The sequence below is a fragment of the Nereida sp. genome, assembly GCF_965655635.1.
Classification (GTDB): Bacteria; Pseudomonadota; Alphaproteobacteria; order Rhodobacterales; family Rhodobacteraceae; genus Nereida.
Map to the genome: position 1 here is coordinate 23715 of NZ_CBFHHE010000016.1, position 18166 is coordinate 41880.

The following is an 18166-nucleotide window of genomic DNA, read 5'->3' on the forward strand; positions in this document are numbered from 1 at the left end:
TTACTCCGCCGCTAGCTTGTTTGATGCGCGTGCTTTTGCATTTGCCGACAGCTCAGCCATCAGCGCAGACGCACGTGCGATTGGGTTGGTGAGATAGAAATCACTCACAGCGTATTTGAAGTTTGCCTTACCAAGCGGCTTGCTCGGCAATGCCATAACGGCGTTTTCCGCAACTTCATCAATTTGGCCAAGGTGCGGGTGTGCGGCGATCATGGCGCTGCGCAGCTGCGCGAGACTGTCGTAGGGCAGCTGCGCGCCCAACTCAGCGGATAGCGCGCGCAAAATCGCCCAGTTCTCTTTCGCCTGCCCGGGCGCAAAACCAGCGCGCATCGCAAGCTGTGGGCGACCTTCGGTGTTCACAAACAAACCGTTTTCTTCGGTATATGCCGCCGCTGGCAGAATAATGTCAGCACGGTGCGCACCGCGGTCGCCATGGCTACCTTGGTAAATGACAGTCGGGCCAGCCGCCACATCAATCTCATCCGCGCCGAGGTTATAAATCACTTCCGCGCCTTCGATCGCAGCAGTCACCCCACCATCAGTAACCGCACCAACATCCATCGCACCGACGCGCGACGCAGCTGTATGAAGCACCATCAGCTTGCCGTTTGACTTCTCGCATATGCCTTGAACCGTGGCCACAACAGCCTCGCCATCAGCCTCGTTCAATGCGCCCTGACCAACGATGCAGATAAAATTCACATCTTGCAGCGCACTCATATCCAAGCCCGCTATATGAGCAAGCGCCGCACGGTCATTACCCATGTGCTCATACTCATAAGTCAGGTCAACCGCTTCACCCACGACAACCACATCTGCGCCGCGGCTCCAAGCCTTGCGAATGCGCGCATTAAGAACGGGGCTTTCAAGTTTAGGGTTAACGCCAACAAGCAGGATCTTATCTGCATGATCTATGTCTTCAACAGTCGCCGTACCTACGTAAGCACCGCGGTTGCCCGCAGGAAGCTTTGCATTATCAGTCCGGCACTCAACGTTGCCCTCTTGTCCTTCGATCAAAGTTTTCAATGCAAACGCGGCCTCAGTCGGCGCAAGATCCCCGACGAGACCCGCAACCTTTTTACCCTTCATTGCTGTTGCAGCAGCAGAAAGCGCTTCGGGCCACGTTGCTGGTCGCAGCTTCCCGTTCTCACGCAAATAAGGTGTATCCAAACGCTGGCGGCGCAGACCATCCCATACAAAACGGGTTTTGTCCGAAATCCACTCTTCGTTCACGCCGTCGTGGTTGCGCGGCAAAAAGCGCATTACTTCACGACCTTTGGTATCAACGCGAATGTTGGAGCCAAGCGCGTCCATCACGTCGATGGACTCTGTTTTGGTCAATTCCCAAGGGCGCGCAGTGAATGCATAGGGCTTTGAAACAAGCGCACCAACGGGGCACAAATCAATGATGTTGCCCTGCATGTTGGAATCGAGCGTTTCACCAAGGTACGAGGTGATTTCAGCATCTTCACCACGGCCCGTCTGGCCCATTTGGTGAATACCCGCGACCTCGGTCGTAAAGCGAACGCACCGCGTACATGAAATGCAGCGGGTCATATGGGTTTCAACAAGCGGTCCAAGATCAAGATCATCCGTCGCGCGCGTCGCTTCGCGGAAGCGCGAGAAGTCTACGCCGTAAGCCATGGCTTGGTCTTGAAGATCACACTCGCCCCCCTGATCACAAATCGGACAATCAAGCGGGTGGTTGATTAGAAGGAATTCCATAACGCCCTCGCGGGCTTTTTTCACCATGGGCGAGTTGGTTTTTACAACTGGCGCTCGGCCTTCGGGGCCAGGACGCAAATCGCGGACCTGCATCGCACAAGACGCCGCGGGCTTGGGTGGGCCGCCAACGACCTCAACCAGACACATACGGCAGTTGCCCGCGATAGAAAGACGTTCGTGGTAACAAAAGCGAGGGATCTCAACGCCAGCTTCTTCGCAGGCTTGGATCAGGGTCATGGCACCGTCTACTTCGATTTCGGTGCCATCAATTACGACTTTGCGCAGGTCTGCCATTGCATCGGTTCCCGTTTTGCTTTCGCGACAAATGCGACCGTAGATTGCCTTGGCGAAAGAGCATGGCCGCCATCTGTTTGTTACGCTCACGCACTATCGCCTAGGCGCTGCGTTGTCCACCACTTGTGACCGATTTTAGCGCGCTTTTAGCAGCGACCCAATTAGCGAGCCGCGCGCGATCTCTGCCCGCCCAAGTGCGCAATAGGCCTCAGCCCCTTGCCCCAAGGCACCTTTGTCCGCCAGATACGCATCTCGGCGTTGCTTCATCTTCGCTTTCTCAGTGTCGTTTTTCACATAGGCGTTAATTTCTGCCTCGGTGTAGCCAAGCTCTACTGCATGGTTTTTCAGCCTGTTCGCGTCTGCAAGCACCCGTAACATCCGCGGAGAAATGCGGTCACAATTGCGCCTGATCTGATCTCCAACCGCGGCCGCAAAAAGCCGGTCGTTGATATAATCAACGTTGCTCAACGGCTCTTTCGCAAAAGAAGCTTGCGCACTGCTCATCACGAAAGCAATAGCAAATAGGATAGATTTCATGAGGGAACGTCCTCCAAATGAACAAACGCACTTATGTCCCCTGATCATGTCTGCCGCCGCCGCGTTATTAATAACGGCCTACCAAAACATAACTACACGGGCCAAACAGAAACGGCGCGCAATGTAATGCGCGCCGCTTGTCTAATTTGTGTGTCCCGCTTACTCAGCGGCAACAGCTGCAGGGCGTACCCGTTTGTGTTTGATGCGGTCTTCGATTTCATCACGGAAATTGCGGATCAAACCTTGGATTGGCCACGCAGCCGCATCACCAAGCGCACAAATTGTGTGGCCCTCAACTTGCTTGGTAACATCCCAAAGCATGTCGATTTCTTCGGGTGTTGCTTCTCCGGTGACCAAACGTTCCATCACGCGCATCATCCAACCGGTACCTTCACGGCACGGCGTACACTGACCGCATGATTCATGCTTATAGAACTTGGAGAGACGCCAAATCGCTTTGATGATGTCGGTGGACTGATCCATCACGATCACCGCCGCTGTGCCCAAACCTGAGCCAAGCTCGCCGCGCAAGTAATCGAAATCCATAATCGCATCGCGCATGTTTTCGCCGCGCACACAAGGAACGGATGACCCGCCTGGGATGACCGCCTTAAGGTTGTCCCACCCGCCACGAATACCTCCGCAGTGCTTTTCGATCAGTTCTTCGAACGTGATCGACATAGCCTCTTCAACTACGCAGGGTTGGTTGACGTGACCGGAAATAGCAAAGAGCTTTGTGCCTTTGTTATTGTCCCGACCAAAACCTGAGAACCAAGACGCACCACGACGCAAGATAGTCGGCACAACAGCAATCGATTCGACGTTATTCACTGTTGTGGGGCAGCCATAAAGCCCAGCACCTGCTGGGAAAGGCGGCTTCATGCGCGGCATACCTTTTTTGCCCTCAAGGCTTTCCAGCAGCGCAGTCTCTTCACCGCAAATATAAGCACCCGCACCGTGGTGAAGGTAGATATCAAAATCCCAACCCGATTTCGCAGCATTCTTACCCACCAGGCCGGCTTCGTAAGCTTCGTCGATGGCTGCTTGCAGGGCTTCTTTTTCACGGATGTATTCACCACGAATGTAGATGTAGCACGCGTTGGCATTCATTGCGAAAGACGCGATCAAGCAGCCCTCAATCAATGTATGGGGATCGTGACGCATGATCTCGCGGTCTTTACACGTGCCCGGCTCAGACTCATCCGCATTCACAACCAAATAGCTGGGGCGTCCGTCGCTTTCTTTAGGCATGAACGACCACTTCAAACCGGTCGGGAAGCCCGCGCCACCGCGCCCACGAAGCCCGGAAGCTTTCATCTCGTCGATGATCCAGTCACGGCCTTTTTTGATCAGCGCGCCGGTTCCATCCCAATGACCACGCTGCTGCGCGCCTTTGAGGGTGCGGTCGTGCATCCCATAAATATTGGTGAAAATGCGGTCTTTGTCCTGCAACATGTGCGCGTTTCCCGTCTGAAGTGTTGGCTGGCTTCTCTATAGACTTATTTGCGCCCCGATTGCCAGACCTGAAGCGCAAGAACGAGGGCGAAGAGAAATCCCGCCAATGAGAAAAGATAAAGCAGAATTTCAAAGCGGATTGTCAGGTTCAAGCTTTGCGCAATCGCCGGCGCAAGGATCGCTAGCAGACCAGAACCCGCGATGACCATAGCCGCTAGGCGGCCCTGTTTTGCATTTTTTTCGTCGCGGTTCACTTGGCAGCCTCACAAAAAATCCCGCCCAAAATATCTTTGGACGGGACCATATCTACGTATCTCTGGACGCTTAGTAAACGCCGCCCTTTTTTACTTTTTCACTTTTTTAGAAAATTCAGTCTGGCCACCTTTGGCGAGTACTTTGGCTTGCTTGACCCACTCATCACGGGAAACACGGCCTTTGAAGCCTTCAAGGTTTTCATCCACCCATTCGACTTCTTTCTTACGCCATGATCCGATCTGGTCGAAGTGGAACACGCCCATTGAGTGCAGCAAACCTTCCAGCTTTGGACCAACACCTTTGATCTGTTTCAGATCGTCCGGACCACCTGCCCGCGCTTTTTTCAGCAACTCAGGCTTGCCCGACGCGGACACTGGCTTTGCGGCCTTCTTTTTTGTATCCGCGGGTGCCTTAGCGGCAGGCGCATATGCCTTTGCAGCAGCCTTCTTAGGGGCTGGCTTCTTAGCTGCAGGTTTCTTTGGTACCGCTTTTGGCTTTGCCGCGGGTTTTGGCGCCGGCATGTCCGCAGCCGGTTCGGACACCGTGGTCGCAGTCGCCGCTACCGCTGCAGTGGCTGTAGGTTTGGCCGCAACAGCAGGCGTAGCAGTTTCAATACCACCAGCTGTGGGCGCTTGGCCCGCGCGGTTGGCATCAATTTCGCCCAACGCAGGAAGTGGCCGACACATAAGCCAGCTTAGTGCTGCACCAGCAATAAAGAAGACAATGCCGCCCATGAATACAGCCTGAATAAAGGTGTATTCCCCGAACAACAGTAACATAACAAAGGCAACCAAGCCCAAAACTGCGCCAACCATCCAACATCCGATCGCGCAGGAGATCCCTCCAGAAGAGTTGCTCATTCCAATACTCCGTCCCTATTTGGGGAGTATCAGTAGCAGCTCCCCTTCATTGTGGGACTAGAAAACTAGGTCTTGGCTTAAGATGCAAGAGATTTGGCTTGATCAATCCAGTTGTCCCGCGATGCACGCCCAATGAAACCTTCCAAGTTCGCGTCAACCCAAGCAAGCTCGGCCGGATCCCATTTGGCGATTTGATCGTAATGATAAAAGCCCATCTCGTTAAGAAGCTTCTCCAGCTTTGGACCGACACCTTTGATCAGTTTCAGGTCATCCGCGCCGGCTTTGCGCGGGGCTTTCATGGTGCGAGGCTTTTTGCCTGCGTCATCTGAGGCTTTGGGTTTGGGTGTGCTTTTGGCTTTGGTAGCCGCTGGCGTAGTAGTAGCTTTCTGCGCATTAGCAGGCTTTGGTCGCGCCGCAGGTTCCGGTGGTTTCGCACCAGAATTTGCGGCTTTGTCGATCCAAGGCGTCAAAAGAGGCACTTCAGTTCCATCAATACGTTTAACACTGTCACCAATGTCATGGGCCAATTGCGCGCTGGCGTTCAGCTTAATCTTAGCGTTCACGAAATCAGTAAGGCTGGTGATGCCACCCGCTGGCTCAGCTGCGAAACGGCCATTCTGCGGCCCAACTTGCGGGGTTTTACCAACCGCAAGTTCGTCCAAAAGTGTGCCGAGCCGTTCTGCAGTGAGGTCTTCGAAGTAGTCTTTACCAATTTGCGCCATCGGAGCGTTTGCGCAGGCACCCAAACATTCAACTTCTTCCCACGAGAAATTCCCGTCAGCAGAAATTTGATGCGCCTTCGGAGCGATCTTTTCTTGGCAAATGGCAACCAAGTCTTCCGCACCACAGATCATGCAGGATGTTGTGCCGCAAATCTGGATATGTGCAATTTTACCAACAGGTTGCAACTGGAACATAAAGTAGAAGGACGCCACCTCAAGCCCGCGAATGAATGCAAGATCAAGCATGTCTGACACATACTCAATCGCCGGACGACTAAGCCAACCTTCTTGCTCTTGGGCGCGCCAAAGAAGTGGGATGATCGCAGATGCTTGGCGACCCTCTGGGTATTTCTTGATCTGCGCTTCAGCCCACGCTTGGTTCTCGGCGGTAAAGGCAAAGCTGTCTGGTTGCTCAGAGTGTAGTCGGCGTAGCATGGGTCGTCTCTTTTCGGGTTATTGACGTTGCCATGCAACGCCAGCCTTCGGCGAGGATATTTTCAAACAAAAGATTTAGCGGTCGATTTCTCCGAAAACGATATCCATCGTTCCGATGATCGCGGCAACATCTGCAAGTTGGTGGCCTGAAGCAAGGTAGTCCATCGCCTGTAGGTGCAAGAAGCCGGGCGCGCGCAACTTGGCACGGTACGGTTTGTTGCTGCCATCAGCGACAAGATACACACCAAACTCACCTTTTGGGGCCTCAACGGCGGTGTAGACTTCACCGGCGGGTACGTGGAAGCCTTCGGTGTAGAGTTTGAAGTGGTGAATTAGCGCTTCCATTGAGGTTTTCATGTCACCACGCTTGGGCGGTGTCATTTTGCCCCGGGCCATCACGTCACCGGTTGCTTCGCGCAATTTGGCAATCGCTTGGCGGATGATCGACACGGACTGACGCATCTCTTCCATCCGAACAAGGTAGCGGTCATAGCAATCGCCATTTTTGCCAACCGGAATTTGAAATTCAAATTCGTCATAGCATTCATAGGGCTGCGCGCGGCGTAAATCCCACGCCAGCCCCGAACCACGAACCATCACACCGGAAAAGCCCCAGTCTTGGATGTCTTGTTCGGTCACAACACCGATATCCGCGTTTCGTTGCTTGAAAATGCGGTTTTCGGTCAAAAGACCATCAATGTCTTCGAGGACTTTGGGAAACTCGATTGTCCACATCTCAATATCATCAATGAGATCATCGGGCAGGTCTTGGTGAACGCCACCCGGCCGGAAATACGCAGCGTGCAAACGTGCGCCGCACGCGCGCTCGTAAAACACCATGAGTTTTTCACGCTCTTCAAATCCCCAAAGCGGCGGCGTAAGCGCGCCTACATCCATAGCTTGTGTGGTCACGTTCAAGATGTGCGAAAGTACCCGGCCAATTTCGGAGTAAAGAACACGGATCAATTGCGCACGGCGAGGCACCTCGGTACCTGTCAGCTTCTCAATCGCCAAGCACCAAGCGTGTTCTTGGTTCATGGGTGCCACATAATCCAGGCGGTCCAGATACGGCAGGTTTTGCAGGTACGTGCGGCTTTCCATCAGCTTTTCGGTACCACGGTGCAAAAGCCCGATGTGTGGGTCACAACGCTCAACGATCTCGCCATCAAGTTCGAGCACAAGACGCAACACGCCGTGCGCCGCAGGGTGCTGCGGACCGAAATTGATGTTGAAGTTACGGATTTTCTGTTCGCCAGTCAGGGCGTCATTGAATTGGGAGCCGTCCATTATTTCGCCTCTCCTTTCGCTTTCTCATCACCAGGAATGACGTATTGCGCGCCCTCCCAGGGAGACATGAAATCAAACTGTCGGTATTCTTGCACAAGCGACACAGGCTCATAGACCACGCGCTTTTGCGCTTCGTCATAGCGCACTTCTGTGTAGCCAGTTGTTGGGAAATCCTTGCGCAGGGGATAGCCGCGGAAACCATAATCCGTCAGCAAGCGGCGCAGATCTGGGTGGCCTGAAAAGAGGATACCAAACATGTCAAAAACTTCACGCTCAAACCAGTTAGCCGATGGGTGCACTTCAACGATGGATGGCACCATATCGTCCTCACGCACCTCAACCTTCAGGCGAATGCGGTGGTTTTGATACATGGACAGTAAGTGATAAACCACGTCAAACCGGCGTGCACGACCAACGTTATCAACTGCTGTGATATCAACCAAAGAGTTGAAGCGGCACGTAGGGTCAGTCTTCAGCCAATCGATTAGGCCGTGGATACTACCCAACGCGACAGACACGTTCAGCTCACCGAAATCAACGGAATATGACAGCACGCAATCAGGACGTTTGGCAGCAATATAAGCGCCCCGTTCATCCATTGCGGCGGGTGTCATGGTTTCTGCGGTCATAGGATCGCTCCTTTGCCTTTCAGGCGTTTTCGGGTCGGAACTTCTTAGCGTACAATCGTACCAGTACGGCGGATTTTGCGTTGCAGCTGCATGATGCCGTAAAGCAGGGCTTCTGCCGTTGGCGGGCAACCCGGTACATACACATCAACAGGAACAATACGGTCACATCCACGCACAACCGAGTAACTGTAGTGATAGTATCCACCGCCATTGGCGCATGACCCCATCGAGACAACATAGCGCGGCTCTGGCATCTGATCGTACACTTTACGCAAAGCAGGGGCCATTTTGTTGGTCAATGTACCCGCAACGATCATCAAGTCGGATTGACGTGGGGAGGCGCGCGGCGCTGTGCCGAACCGTTCCATGTCATAGCGCGGCATCGCGGTGTGCATCATTTCAACAGCGCAGCAAGCAAGGCCAAACGTCATCCAGTGCAGCGAGCCCGTGCGCGCCCAGTTAATGATGTCAGCGGTCGACGTTACGAGGAAGCCCTTGTCGGACAACTCACGGTTCAATTCCTGCGTAGCAACCTCGCGGTCGAAACCTGCAGTATTTGGTCCGGCCATCACTCCCATTCGAGCGCTCCCTTTTTCCATTCGTATGCAAAGCCAGCAGTCAGAACGCCCAAGAATACCATCATGGACCAGAAACCGACCATTGAAATATCTTTAAATGCCACGGCCCAAGGGAACAAAAACGCCACTTCCAGATCGAAAATGATGAACAAAATCGAGACCAAGTAGAAGCGCACGTCAAACTTCATCCGCGCATCGTCAAAGGCGTTAAATCCACACTCATAAGCCGACACTTTCTCTGGGTCAGGGCTGCGCACAGCAACAACAACCGCTGCAAGGATCAAGACAAGACCCAAACCGATTGCGATCGCAAGGAACACAAGAATGGGCAAATACTGACCCGCAAGGGCCTGTGTCGAAAGGGTTTCCACAGTTTGCATCTCCTGAAATGTGTCGCGCAGGCGTGCTACGCACAGGACTTTTGGCTGCGCCTGTCCTACCCCCACCGCCTTGACGCGTCAACGCCTTGGACCAGCTTTTGGCGCAATTTGGCGGCTTTTATCTTAGAACTCGTTTCGGCGAATTGACGCGCTGAGACGTGGCATGACGTATCGGTCTCCGCCTTGCCCTCAGCACCACTAACAGCGCGGATGAAATTCTTAGGCGCTAATGGCGACTTCTTCACGGATAATGCGTGCAATGTGGGCGCAATCCTCAAGCGAGAACGTCAGCGGCAAGCGCATATCCATCACGCCCTTCAACACACGGTCAGTGGCGGGCATCGGCGTCGGATTGGCATATTTCCAGCTGTCGTATTTACTGGTGAAGGCCACAGGATCATCGGCACCAAACCACTTGAGCTCGACCCCACGCGCAGCACAGCGCGCGACAAAATCAACGATCTCTACATCAGCCCAATCCAGCAACAAAAACTGGAATGATGACGCCACATAGTGCTCGTCCGCAGGACGATTAATCAACGTAAGCCTGGTTGCGCCCGCCAGCCCGTCTTCCAGAACCTTGTAGCGGTCGTTCCAACGTTTTGCCTGTGCATCAAGATCACGCAATTGTGGGCGCAGGATAGCCGCACGCAAGTTATCCATTCGGCCAGAAATATTCGGGGTATGCAGACGCACGTGCTCAAAGGCTTCGGGGGGCGGTGCTGCGCGGTGACGCGTATAAAGCATGTAAGAACCCGACAGCATAATCGCACGCGCCATCAGATCAGGATCATCGCTGATCAACAGCCCGCCCTCACCCGAATTGACGTGCTTATAGGTCTGCGTTGAATAGCACCCCATCACCCCGTGGCGACCAGAATGAGTGTCTTTCCACTTGGCCCCCATCGTGTGCGCACAGTCTTCAATCACTTTCACACCAGCGGCATCACAAATCTGCATAAGGCGGTCCATATCGCAAATATGGCCACGCATGTGTGACAACAACAAAACATCAGCCTGATCAATCTTAACCGCAAGGTCATCAAGATCAATTTTCAAGTCCTCGCCAACACCCACAAAAATTGGGGTAGCGCCCAGACTAGCAATCGCTCCGGGCACAGGAGCCAGCGTAAACGCGTTCGTCAGGACTTTGTCGCCCGCCTTCACACCACAGGCCCGCATTGCGGTGGCCATAGCGTAGCCGCCAGAGGCACAAGACAAACAGTATTTTGACCCCATTTGTGCTGCGAACTCTTCTTCGAGCAGCGCAGTTTCGGCGATCTCGTCACCGTGGGTATTATAGCGGTGCAAGCGCCCACCATTCAGCACGGCCAACGCCGCATCAATGCCCTCCTGAGGGATCGGTTCTTGCTGCGTAAACGCACCAGTAAAAACATCAGGCGTGGCGGGTTGTGGGGCGTGCTTTGTCATATTCACAGTTGGACAAACTGTTGCCGCGCCGTCAAGCACCATTCGCCGCAGGTCTAGCCGATAAGTGAGCTGACCACAGATCGCAGGTGACGGTAATCTGACAACAGCGCCTCGGGATCCATGGCGTTAACGTCCTCGGCGCCGGGTCCAAAAGTGACCAATACAGACGGGACGCCCGCATTCAAACTAGTCTGCCTGTCGGTCATTGTGTCCCCGACCAACAATGATCTTTCAACTGAGCCGCCCGCTTGCTCAACCGCCGCCACATAGGGCGCGGTGTCAGGTTTGCGTGTAGACAGCGTGTCTGCACCGATCAGCGAATGAAATTCGCTCAACACACCAAGACGCGTCAGCAACAAACGCGCAAGGCCTTCGGGTTTGTTCGTGCAGATACCCACGCAGTATCCTTCCGCCTTCAGGTTTGCGATAGCTTCCATCGCATAGGGATAAAGCGTGGTATGGGTATCAATATTTGCGCCGTAATGGGTCAACAGCTTTTGATAATATGCGTCCATATCCGCAGCAGCGGCCTGCCCTTCGGCGCCCTTTCGCTCAAACCCCAACGTCAGCATCGCGCGACCGCCACGCAACGCTGTGCCAGCGTCACGGGTAGGGTCCAACAAGTCGCCCCACCCCAGATCCACAAAGCAAGCATTGGCTGCCGCGATCAGATCCCCACTGGTGTCCGCCAATGTTCCATCCAAATCGAAAATTACTGTTTGCATCGCGGGCGCCTTTCAAAGCTGAGCGTGGGGTGTGTTACGGTCTTGAAGCGTCATGTGACGGGCCGCCCCCTTGCGCCTCACCCTTGAACGGATAAAACGAGCCAAAGGCGTTGGCTAGAGTAGAAAAGAAACATGGCAGTAGCATTAATAATTCTTGGCGCCGGAAAAGGCACCCGCATGCAATCGGATTTGCCCAAAGTGATGCATGAAATTGGCGGTGCTCCTATGTTGGTGCACGCGATAAAGGCTGGCGAAGAACTTGAACCATCGCGCATCGTTGTCGTGGCGGGACACGGAGCAGATGTGGTTGAAGCAGGCGCGCTGGACTGGAACCCGATGACCCAAGTGGTGCTACAAGAAGAACAACTGGGCACCGCACACGCCGTGGCGCAAGCCAAGGATATTCTGGGCTCGTTTGAAGGCAATGCAATCGTTTTGTACGGAGATACACCGTTCATTTCAGCGCAAACCCTGGAGGCGATGATTGACGCACGCGCAACCTCGGATGTGGTTGTTTTGAGTTTTGACGCCGAGGACCCTGCCACATACGGCCGCCTTGTCATGGACGGCGACAGCCTTGAGCGTATCGTTGAGTTTAAGGATGCAAGCCCACAAGAGCGTCGGATCAGCCTATGCAATTCCGGTGTGGTCTGCGCTGATGCAAAAGTACTGTTTGAGCTGGTTGAAGCTGTTGGAAACGATAACGCCAGTGGCGAGTATTATCTCACAGACATTGTTAGCATCGCCCGCCAATCGGGGCGCAGCGCAGGTATCGTGATCTGTGATGAAGAAGAAACCATGGGCGTGAATTCGCGCGCCGAATTGGCCCGCGCAGAAGCCATCTTTCAGAATTTCAAACGCCTGGAGGCTTTTGACAACGGCGTCACCCTACAAGCACCTGACACTGTTATTTTTGCGCATGATACCTTCATCGGGCGCGACACAGTAGTTGAGCCGAACGTCATTTTCGGCAATGGCGTGTCGGTGGAAAGCGGTGCGCGTATTCGCGCCTTTTCACACCTTGAGGGCTGCCACGTCAGTTCCGGCGCCGTAGTCGGACCTTACGCGCGCCTAAGACCGGGGGCAGAATTAGGTGAAAACGTCAAAGTAGGCAATTTCGTTGAAATCAAAAACGCAGTCCTCGAGACGGGCGCAAAAGTTAACCATTTATCATACGTGGGCGATGCTTCCATCGGGGCTGCGGCAAACTTGGGGGCAGGCACAATCACTTGTAACTATGACGGCGTATTCAAGCACCACACCGACGTTGGCGCACGGGCTTTCATCGGCTCGAACACGATGCTTGTGGCCCCCGTGCGTGTTGGCGCGGATGCAATGACCGCAAGTGGCTCTGTCATCACCCAAGACGTACCAGACGCTGATCTGGCGATTGCACGGGCAAAACAAGACAACAAAACAGGCCTAGGTAAGCGTTTGATGGACAAGCTCCGCGCCGCCAAAGCCAAACGAAGCGAGGGCAAATAACGATGTGTGGTATTATTGGTATCCTTGGCAATCACGAAGCCGCACCTATCCTCGTCGATGCGTTGCGACGGTTGGAATATCGTGGCTACGACAGTGCAGGCATTGCAACGGTAAATGGCGGTACCCTTGATCGGCGGCGCGAGGTTGGTAAACTGGTTAACCTCGCAGATTTGCTGGTACATGAACCACTGGCCGGTAAATCCGGCATCGGCCACACCCGTTGGGCGACCCACGGTGCCCCATCGGTGAAAAACGCCCACCCGCATATGACCGCACGGGTTGCGGTTGTTCATAACGGTATCGTTGAGAATTTTGCAGAGCTACGCACCGAGCTGGCCCAGAACGGCATCGGCTTTGTGACTGACACCGATACAGAAACCATCGCCTTGCTTGCGCAACTGCACATCGACCAAGGGATTGCGCCCGTTGAGGCCGCGAAAGCAACCATCGACAAACTGCACGGCGCTTTCGCACTTTGTTTTTTGTTTGAAGGTGAGGAAGACCTTATCGTTGTGGCTCGTAAGGGCTCACCCCTCGCGATTGGGCACGGCGACGGCGAGATGTTTGTGGGGTCTGATGCAATTGCGCTGGCGCCCATGACCGATCAGATCACGTATCTTGAAGAAGGTGATTGGGCCGTCTTGACCCGCGCAAGCCTTGAAATTCGCGACGTCAACAACACGCTGGCTAATCGCGAAAAGCGCACCATTAAAATCGATACCGCACAGGTTGAAAAAGGTGGGCATAAACACTTCATGTCCAAAGAAATCGCAGAGCAACCGTCAGTGGTTGGTAATGCGTTGAACCATTACGTCAGCGGCGGCGCGATACAACTGCCGACAGAGCTGGATTTCACCAAAATTGAGCGGCTTACAATGGTGGCCTGTGGTACAGCCTACCTTGCGTGCCTCACTGCGAAGTACTGGTTTGAGCAGATCGCCCGTCTGCCCGTTGAAGTGGATGTTGCGTCTGAGTTCAGATACCGCGAGCCTCCTATGACAAGTGGCACAGTTGCGCTTTTTGTAAGCCAGTCAGGCGAGACCGCCGATACATTGGCCGCGCTGCGCTACGCCAAAGAAAACGCCGAACAAATCGTGTCCGTGGTCAATGTTGCGGAATCCAGCATCAGCCGTGAAGCGGACATCAGCCTGCCCATTCTTGCGGGCACCGAGATCAGCGTTGCCTCAACCAAAGGCTTCACGTGCCAGCTGACGGTTTTGTTGATCATGGCCCTGCATGCAGCCCACCAACGCGGCCACCTGAACGCAGAACAGCTGTCAGAGCGGCTGGATCAGCTACACACCATGCCAGGGCTGATGAATGTCGCCTTGGCTGGCAGTAGCGCGGTAAAAGCCGTCAGCCGTAAACTGGCATCGGCCACGGATATTCTGTTTTTGGGTCGTGGTGCGATGTTCCCATTAGCCCTTGAAGGCGCACTAAAACTCAAGGAAATCAGCTATATACACGCCGAAGGTTATGCATCAGGTGAACTAAAACACGGCCCCATCGCGTTGGTGGACAAAAAGACGCCCGTGATCGTGTTAGCCCCAAGCGATGCGCTGTTCGACAAGACCATCAGCAACATGCAAGAAGTCATGGCCCGAGGCGGCAAAGTGTTGTTGATCACAGATAGTGCAGGCGCACAGCAAGCGGGCGAAGGGGTTTGGGAAACGCTGATCCTGCCCGAAGTCGACGATGCGCTGGCCCCGCTACTCTATGCGATACCAGCCCAACAAATTGCGTATCACACTGCCATCGCCAAAGGGACCGACGTGGACCAACCCCGCAACCTCGCCAAATCTGTGACCGTGGAATAAACATGACACCCCAAGCCGCCATTGAGGCCTTAAGCGCTCATAGTGACGAAGCCGAAGCCCTTAAAATGCGGGACTATCACAAAGTTGCGCGCCCTTATCTGGGGGTTCCAGCACCGGTTATTGAAACGCTGTGCAAAGAATGGCGCGCGGCGTGTTCGTTGGAAGAAAGGCTCGCGGTGTGTGGCGCACTTTGGGACAGTAACTCATTTGAAGGACGCATCGCTGCGGCAAAACTTTTGACCCAAGCGCGTATTCGTCCGGACGACACCGAAGCATGGGCTTTAATCAAGTCATGGGTTCCAGAATTTGACTGCTGGGCAATCACCGACGCCGTTTCAATCGCAGGACAAAAACGTCTGGTATGGACCCCTGATCGCGTAGAAGACCTTGTTCCATGGGTAACATCAGAGCACATTTGGACCCGCCGCGCTGCGTTAGTCATGACGCTACCTTGGACTAAACAAAACACCCCTAAAGAAGCTGAATTGGCGGTGCGTGACCAAGTGTTGGGCTGGGCTGCTGAGTTGGCGTCCGATCATGAGCCGTTTATTCAAAAAGCAATCGCGTGGTGGCTTCGCGAGTTGTCAAAGCATGACAGCCCCCGCGTGCATGATTTCCTGAGCCAACATGGCCAGAAGCTAAAGCCGTTTGCGCAAAAAGAAGCCGCCCGCAAACTTGCGTCTCAAGACTACGCACGGCTATTCAACGGGTAACGGGCTACTAACTCGCAAAAACGTTGACACGAACCAGTTCGGTTAGCGGGGCTTTTAACAGCCGCATCGCGGAAAGGGATAGTTGCGACGCCCCTGTCGGTTCTCCCGTGATCGGACGTAGCTCCAGCACGACAGAGGCATCGCCGTATTGCACCCTACCCGTCTGAGCTGTGTCGACCAGCGGGGTCAAAAGCCAAATGCCGATGTCAGCAGGATTGCCAAGACTTGCGATGGTCTCGCCTAAAAATGTCGACGCCTCAGGATTTTTTTGCACCGCAGCCGCGCGTTCCGCTGGCGTTGTTATATCAAAAGCCTCAGCCGTGCGTGCAGTCTTGGGGACCGTCGGAGCATCGGCTTTGCTACTATCGCTACCTTGCGATGCCTCAACTCCTTGAATGACAGGGCGGGATGAGGCCAGATTAAACACATCACACCCACCAAGCAGGGCCAGCAAACTCAAACCAATAACAAAATATCTCATGGCTCAAGCTTAGGTGGTGACAGAAGACCGAACAACCGGTTTTATCGACTGGAAAACGCCGGTTTTGAACTTGTGGCGCATCAGCGAGCTGCCTACATTCGCCCCATGAATATGCCTCTTATCGACCCTTTTGCGCGCGCAATCACTTATTTACGCCTGTCTGTTACTGACCGCTGCGATTTCCGCTGTGTGTATTGCATGTCTGAAAACATGACGTTTTTACCCAAACGTGATCTGTTGACCCTCGAAGAGCTTGACCGTTTGTGCAGCCGCTTCATCACAATGGGCGTTCGTAAGCTGAGGGTCACAGGTGGTGAGCCGCTTGTGCGCCGCGAAATCATGACATTTTTCAACGCTATGGGCCGGCACCTTGAAAACGGCGCACTGGATGAACTGACCCTCACCACCAACGGTAGCCAGTTAGAGAAATATGCGGATGCGCTTTACGCTGCAGGTGTGCGCCGCATTAACGTAAGCCTCGACACGCTTGATGAAGCAAAGTTTGCCGAAGTAACTCGCTGGGGGCGGCTACCCCAAGTTTTACGTGGATTGGATGCCGCACAAGCAGCAGGCTTGCGGGTCAAGCTGAACGCCGTTGCTCTGAAAGGCTTCAACGAGAATGAATTGTTCACACTGGCTGAGTTCTGTGCGCAACGCGACATGGACCTGACGTGGATCGAAGTCATGCCAATGGGCGACATCGGTAACGAGAACCGGATCGGACAATATTGGTCCTTAAAAGAACTGCGCGAAACACTTGAAACCCAATATACCCTGACGGACCTGAGCGACAGAACAGGTGGTCCAGCGCGCTATGTTCGGGTTGAGGAGACAGGTCAGAAGATTGGGTTCATCACCCCGCTATCCCATAACTTTTGTGAAAGCTGCAATCGTGTGCGGATCACATGTACAGGCGAGATTTACACATGCTTGGGCCAAGACGGAAAATCGGACCTTCGCGCACCGCTGCGCGCTAGTGAAGGCAATGAACAGTTGGACGACGCCATTCGCGCGGCAATTGGCCTAAAGCCAAATGGCCACGACTTTGATTACTCAAGACAGAGCGTAGAAGGCCAAGTGGCGCGGCACATGTCACACACGGGTGGCTAAGGTCTAGCCAAGTGGCATGCGGCTTTGAGCCATTTCCACCCACCATGAACAGCCCGCAGGGATCGCGTCATCGGTAAAGTTGTACTCTGGGTGATGCACTGGCGCGGTGTCACCGTTGCCAACCAAAATATATGCACCGGGACGAGCATTGGACAAAAACGCAAAATCCTCGCCTCCCATAATTAATGGCGCTTCATCACACGCACCGCTTACAGCGCGCGCCGCAGCAGCGGCGTATTCTGTTTCAGCTTCGGCGTTTACCATCACCGGATAATTACGCAGGTAGTCGACCTCGACCCTGGCGCCCATCATCTTGGCCGTGCCATTGGCAATCTCGCTTAGACGGCGCTCAGCTAAATCTCGAACTTCCTCATCAAGCGTACGGACAGTCCCTTTTAAGGTCACGGTTGACGGGATGACATTGTGCGCTTTGCTTTCGGTTTCAAAACTGGTCACCGATACCACTATTTGTTTGGTCGGATCGACATTTCGGCTGGCGATACTTTGAAGCGCTATCACCATATGGCTGGCCGTCACCGTGGGATCGACCGTTTCATGCGGTTTGGCCGCGTGCCCGCCATGCCCCTTGACGGTGATGGTCCAGTTGTCAGCAGCTGCAAAAAACGGCCCAGAACGGATTGCGAATGTACCAACGGGCACACCGGGCCAATTGTGCATTCCGTAGACCTCTTGAATGCCAAACCGTTCCATCAAGCCGTCATTCACCATTTCTCGGCCACCACCGCCACCTTCTTCAGCGGGCTGAAAGATCACAACCACTGTGCCATTGAAGGCTCGTGTTTCGGTCAAATATTTCGCTGCACCAAGCAGCATCGACGTATGGCCATCGTGACCACAAGCGTGCATCTTACCCTCGGCTTTGCTGGCATACGCAAGGCCAGTGGCCTCAAAAATCGGAAGCGCGTCCATATCTGCGCGCAGCCCCACAACGCGACCTTCTGTATCAACCTTACCCTTGATCACACCAACAACACCGGTACGGCCCAAACCTTCGACAACTTCATCACAGCCAAACGCGCGCAGTTTCTCGGCCACAATGCCGCTTGTTCGATGGGTGTCGAACAACAACTCGGGGTGGGCGTGAAAATCATGGCGCCATTCAGTGATCTCGGGCAGCATTTCTGCAAAACGGTTTTTGATGGGCATCGGCTAAGTCTCAATCAATAATGAAAGTGCGCACTGAGACATAATCAGGAGCACGTCAGATAGTCCAGATGGTGGCACCC

The 18166-nt window shown here is 54.1% G+C and carries 18 protein-coding genes; 4 read left to right on the forward strand and 14 right to left on the reverse strand.

All coding sequences use genetic code 11. From position 1 onward, the window contains the following. The 12 genes from nuoG to ACTF5M_RS06940 all read right to left on the reverse strand — a co-directional run bounded on the left by nuoG (position 1) and on the right by ACTF5M_RS06940 (position 11313). A complete protein-coding gene (gene nuoG, locus ACTF5M_RS06885) occupies positions 1-2019 on the reverse strand; it encodes an NADH-quinone oxidoreductase subunit NuoG (protein ID WP_438960315.1) in 2019 nt (672 codons plus the stop codon). A gap of 135 nt (positions 2020-2154) precedes the next feature. After that, positions 2155-2556 carry a DUF5333 domain-containing protein gene (locus ACTF5M_RS06890; RefSeq protein ID WP_438960298.1) on the reverse strand — a complete coding sequence of 134 codons (402 nt, stop codon included), beginning with the start codon at positions 2554-2556 and terminating at the stop codon, positions 2155-2157. Between the two features lie 159 nt (positions 2557-2715). Then, a complete protein-coding gene (gene nuoF, locus ACTF5M_RS06895; RefSeq protein ID WP_341246527.1) occupies positions 2716-4011 on the reverse strand; it encodes an NADH-quinone oxidoreductase subunit NuoF in 1296 nt (431 codons plus the stop codon). A gap of 44 nt (positions 4012-4055) precedes the next feature. After that, entirely contained in the window at positions 4056-4265 is a 210-nt protein-coding gene (locus ACTF5M_RS06900) for a DUF5337 family protein (RefSeq protein WP_438960299.1), read from the reverse strand. 90 nt (positions 4266-4355) lie between these two features. Further along, positions 4356-5126 carry an NADH:quinone oxidoreductase gene (locus ACTF5M_RS06905; protein WP_438960300.1) on the reverse strand — a complete coding sequence of 257 codons (771 nt, stop codon included), beginning with the start codon at positions 5124-5126 and terminating at the stop codon, positions 4356-4358. A 77-nt stretch (positions 5127-5203) separates the two neighbouring features. Next, positions 5204-6283, reverse strand: coding sequence for an NADH-quinone oxidoreductase subunit NuoE (gene nuoE / locus ACTF5M_RS06910; protein WP_438960301.1), 1080 nt, complete (start codon positions 6281-6283; stop codon positions 5204-5206). A gap of 75 nt (positions 6284-6358) precedes the next feature. Then, positions 6359-7570 (reverse strand): NADH-quinone oxidoreductase subunit D, encoded by a 1212-nt coding sequence (locus ACTF5M_RS06915; protein WP_438960302.1) that lies wholly within the window; start codon positions 7568-7570, stop codon positions 6359-6361. Then, positions 7570-8199, reverse strand: a complete 630-nt coding sequence (locus ACTF5M_RS06920; RefSeq protein ID WP_438960303.1) for an NADH-quinone oxidoreductase subunit C — start codon at positions 8197-8199, stop codon at positions 7570-7572. The genes ACTF5M_RS06915 and ACTF5M_RS06920 overlap by 1 nt, the downstream gene beginning before the upstream one ends. Before the next feature lie 44 nt (positions 8200-8243). Then, a complete protein-coding gene (locus tag ACTF5M_RS06925) occupies positions 8244-8777 on the reverse strand; it encodes a NuoB/complex I 20 kDa subunit family protein (protein ID WP_438960304.1) in 534 nt (177 codons plus the stop codon). Then, positions 8768-9157 (reverse strand): NADH-quinone oxidoreductase subunit A, encoded by a 390-nt coding sequence (locus ACTF5M_RS06930; RefSeq protein ID WP_438960305.1) that lies wholly within the window; start codon positions 9155-9157, stop codon positions 8768-8770. The genes ACTF5M_RS06925 and ACTF5M_RS06930 overlap by 10 nt, the downstream gene beginning before the upstream one ends. A 219-nt stretch (positions 9158-9376) precedes the next feature. Continuing rightward, positions 9377-10588, reverse strand: coding sequence for a DegT/DnrJ/EryC1/StrS family aminotransferase (locus ACTF5M_RS06935; RefSeq protein WP_438960306.1), 1212 nt, complete (start codon positions 10586-10588; stop codon positions 9377-9379). A 53-nt stretch (positions 10589-10641) separates the two neighbouring features. Then, the gene (locus ACTF5M_RS06940) at positions 10642-11313 is read right to left on the reverse strand and encodes an HAD-IA family hydrolase (protein ID WP_438960307.1); all 672 of its coding nucleotides are present in this window, start codon (positions 11311-11313) and stop codon (positions 10642-10644) included. A 132-nt stretch (positions 11314-11445) separates the two neighbouring features. Here ACTF5M_RS06940 and glmU point away from each other — a divergent pair, with 132 nt between their 5' ends. From glmU to ACTF5M_RS06955, 3 genes are read left to right on the forward strand one after another with little or no spacing between them, the layout of a single operon-like run. Then, complete coding sequence (gene glmU / locus ACTF5M_RS06945; RefSeq protein ID WP_438960308.1) at positions 11446-12798, forward strand: bifunctional UDP-N-acetylglucosamine diphosphorylase/glucosamine-1-phosphate N-acetyltransferase GlmU; 1353 nt, start codon at positions 11446-11448, stop codon at positions 12796-12798. 2 nt (positions 12799-12800) lie between these two features. Then, positions 12801-14615, forward strand: a complete 1815-nt coding sequence (gene glmS, locus ACTF5M_RS06950; protein WP_438960309.1) for a glutamine--fructose-6-phosphate transaminase (isomerizing) — start codon at positions 12801-12803, stop codon at positions 14613-14615. A gap of 2 nt (positions 14616-14617) precedes the next feature. Continuing rightward, positions 14618-15328, forward strand: coding sequence for a DNA alkylation repair protein (locus tag ACTF5M_RS06955; RefSeq protein ID WP_438960310.1), 711 nt, complete (start codon positions 14618-14620; stop codon positions 15326-15328). Positions 15329-15335: 7 nt separating this feature from the next. Here ACTF5M_RS06955 and ACTF5M_RS06960 read toward each other — a convergent pair whose 3' ends face one another. Further along, complete coding sequence (locus ACTF5M_RS06960; RefSeq protein WP_438960311.1) at positions 15336-15809, reverse strand: hypothetical protein; 474 nt, start codon at positions 15807-15809, stop codon at positions 15336-15338. A gap of 105 nt (positions 15810-15914) precedes the next feature. Between ACTF5M_RS06960 and moaA the strand changes: the two genes are divergently transcribed. Beyond that, positions 15915-16919, forward strand: a complete 1005-nt coding sequence (gene moaA, locus ACTF5M_RS06965) for a GTP 3',8-cyclase MoaA (protein ID WP_438960312.1) — start codon at positions 15915-15917, stop codon at positions 16917-16919. Positions 16920-16922: 3 nt separating this feature from the next. Here moaA and ACTF5M_RS06970 read toward each other — a convergent pair whose 3' ends face one another. After that, positions 16923-18086 carry a M20 aminoacylase family protein gene (locus ACTF5M_RS06970; RefSeq protein WP_438960313.1) on the reverse strand — a complete coding sequence of 388 codons (1164 nt, stop codon included), beginning with the start codon at positions 18084-18086 and terminating at the stop codon, positions 16923-16925. Between the last annotated feature and the right edge of the window lie 80 nt (positions 18087-18166).

What these genes read in the sequence shown, in the direction of transcription:
- nuoG (WP_438960315.1), bottom strand. Translation starts at nt 2,019, where the DNA reads ATGGCAGACCTGCGCAAAGTCGTAATTGATGGCACCGAAATCGAAGTA.
- ACTF5M_RS06890 (WP_438960298.1), bottom strand. Translation starts at nt 2,556, where the DNA reads ATGAAATCTATCCTATTTGCTATTGCTTTCGTGATGAGCAGTGCGCAA.
- nuoF (WP_341246527.1), bottom strand. Translation starts at nt 4,011, where the DNA reads ATGTTGCAGGACAAAGACCGCATTTTCACCAATATTTATGGGATGCAC.
- ACTF5M_RS06905 (WP_438960300.1), bottom strand. Translation starts at nt 5,126, where the DNA reads ATGAGCAACTCTTCTGGAGGGATCTCCTGCGCGATCGGATGTTGGATG.
- nuoE (WP_438960301.1), bottom strand. Translation starts at nt 6,283, where the DNA reads ATGCTACGCCGACTACACTCTGAGCAACCAGACAGCTTTGCCTTTACC.
- ACTF5M_RS06915 (WP_438960302.1), bottom strand. Translation starts at nt 7,570, where the DNA reads ATGGACGGCTCCCAATTCAATGACGCCCTGACTGGCGAACAGAAAATC.
- ACTF5M_RS06920 (WP_438960303.1), bottom strand. Translation starts at nt 8,199, where the DNA reads ATGACCGCAGAAACCATGACACCCGCCGCAATGGATGAACGGGGCGCT.
- ACTF5M_RS06925 (WP_438960304.1), bottom strand. Translation starts at nt 8,777, where the DNA reads ATGGGAGTGATGGCCGGACCAAATACTGCAGGTTTCGACCGCGAGGTT.
- ACTF5M_RS06930 (WP_438960305.1), bottom strand. Translation starts at nt 9,157, where the DNA reads ATGCAAACTGTGGAAACCCTTTCGACACAGGCCCTTGCGGGTCAGTAT.
- ACTF5M_RS06935 (WP_438960306.1), bottom strand. Translation starts at nt 10,588, where the DNA reads ATGACAAAGCACGCCCCACAACCCGCCACGCCTGATGTTTTTACTGGT.
- ACTF5M_RS06940 (WP_438960307.1), bottom strand. Translation starts at nt 11,313, where the DNA reads ATGCAAACAGTAATTTTCGATTTGGATGGAACATTGGCGGACACCAGT.
- glmU (WP_438960308.1), top strand. Translation starts at nt 11,446, where the DNA reads ATGGCAGTAGCATTAATAATTCTTGGCGCCGGAAAAGGCACCCGCATG.
- glmS (WP_438960309.1), top strand. Translation starts at nt 12,801, where the DNA reads ATGTGTGGTATTATTGGTATCCTTGGCAATCACGAAGCCGCACCTATC.
- ACTF5M_RS06955 (WP_438960310.1), top strand. Translation starts at nt 14,618, where the DNA reads ATGACACCCCAAGCCGCCATTGAGGCCTTAAGCGCTCATAGTGACGAA.
- ACTF5M_RS06960 (WP_438960311.1), bottom strand. Translation starts at nt 15,809, where the DNA reads ATGAGATATTTTGTTATTGGTTTGAGTTTGCTGGCCCTGCTTGGTGGG.
- moaA (WP_438960312.1), top strand. Translation starts at nt 15,915, where the DNA reads ATGAATATGCCTCTTATCGACCCTTTTGCGCGCGCAATCACTTATTTA.
- ACTF5M_RS06970 (WP_438960313.1), bottom strand. Translation starts at nt 18,086, where the DNA reads ATGCCCATCAAAAACCGTTTTGCAGAAATGCTGCCCGAGATCACTGAA.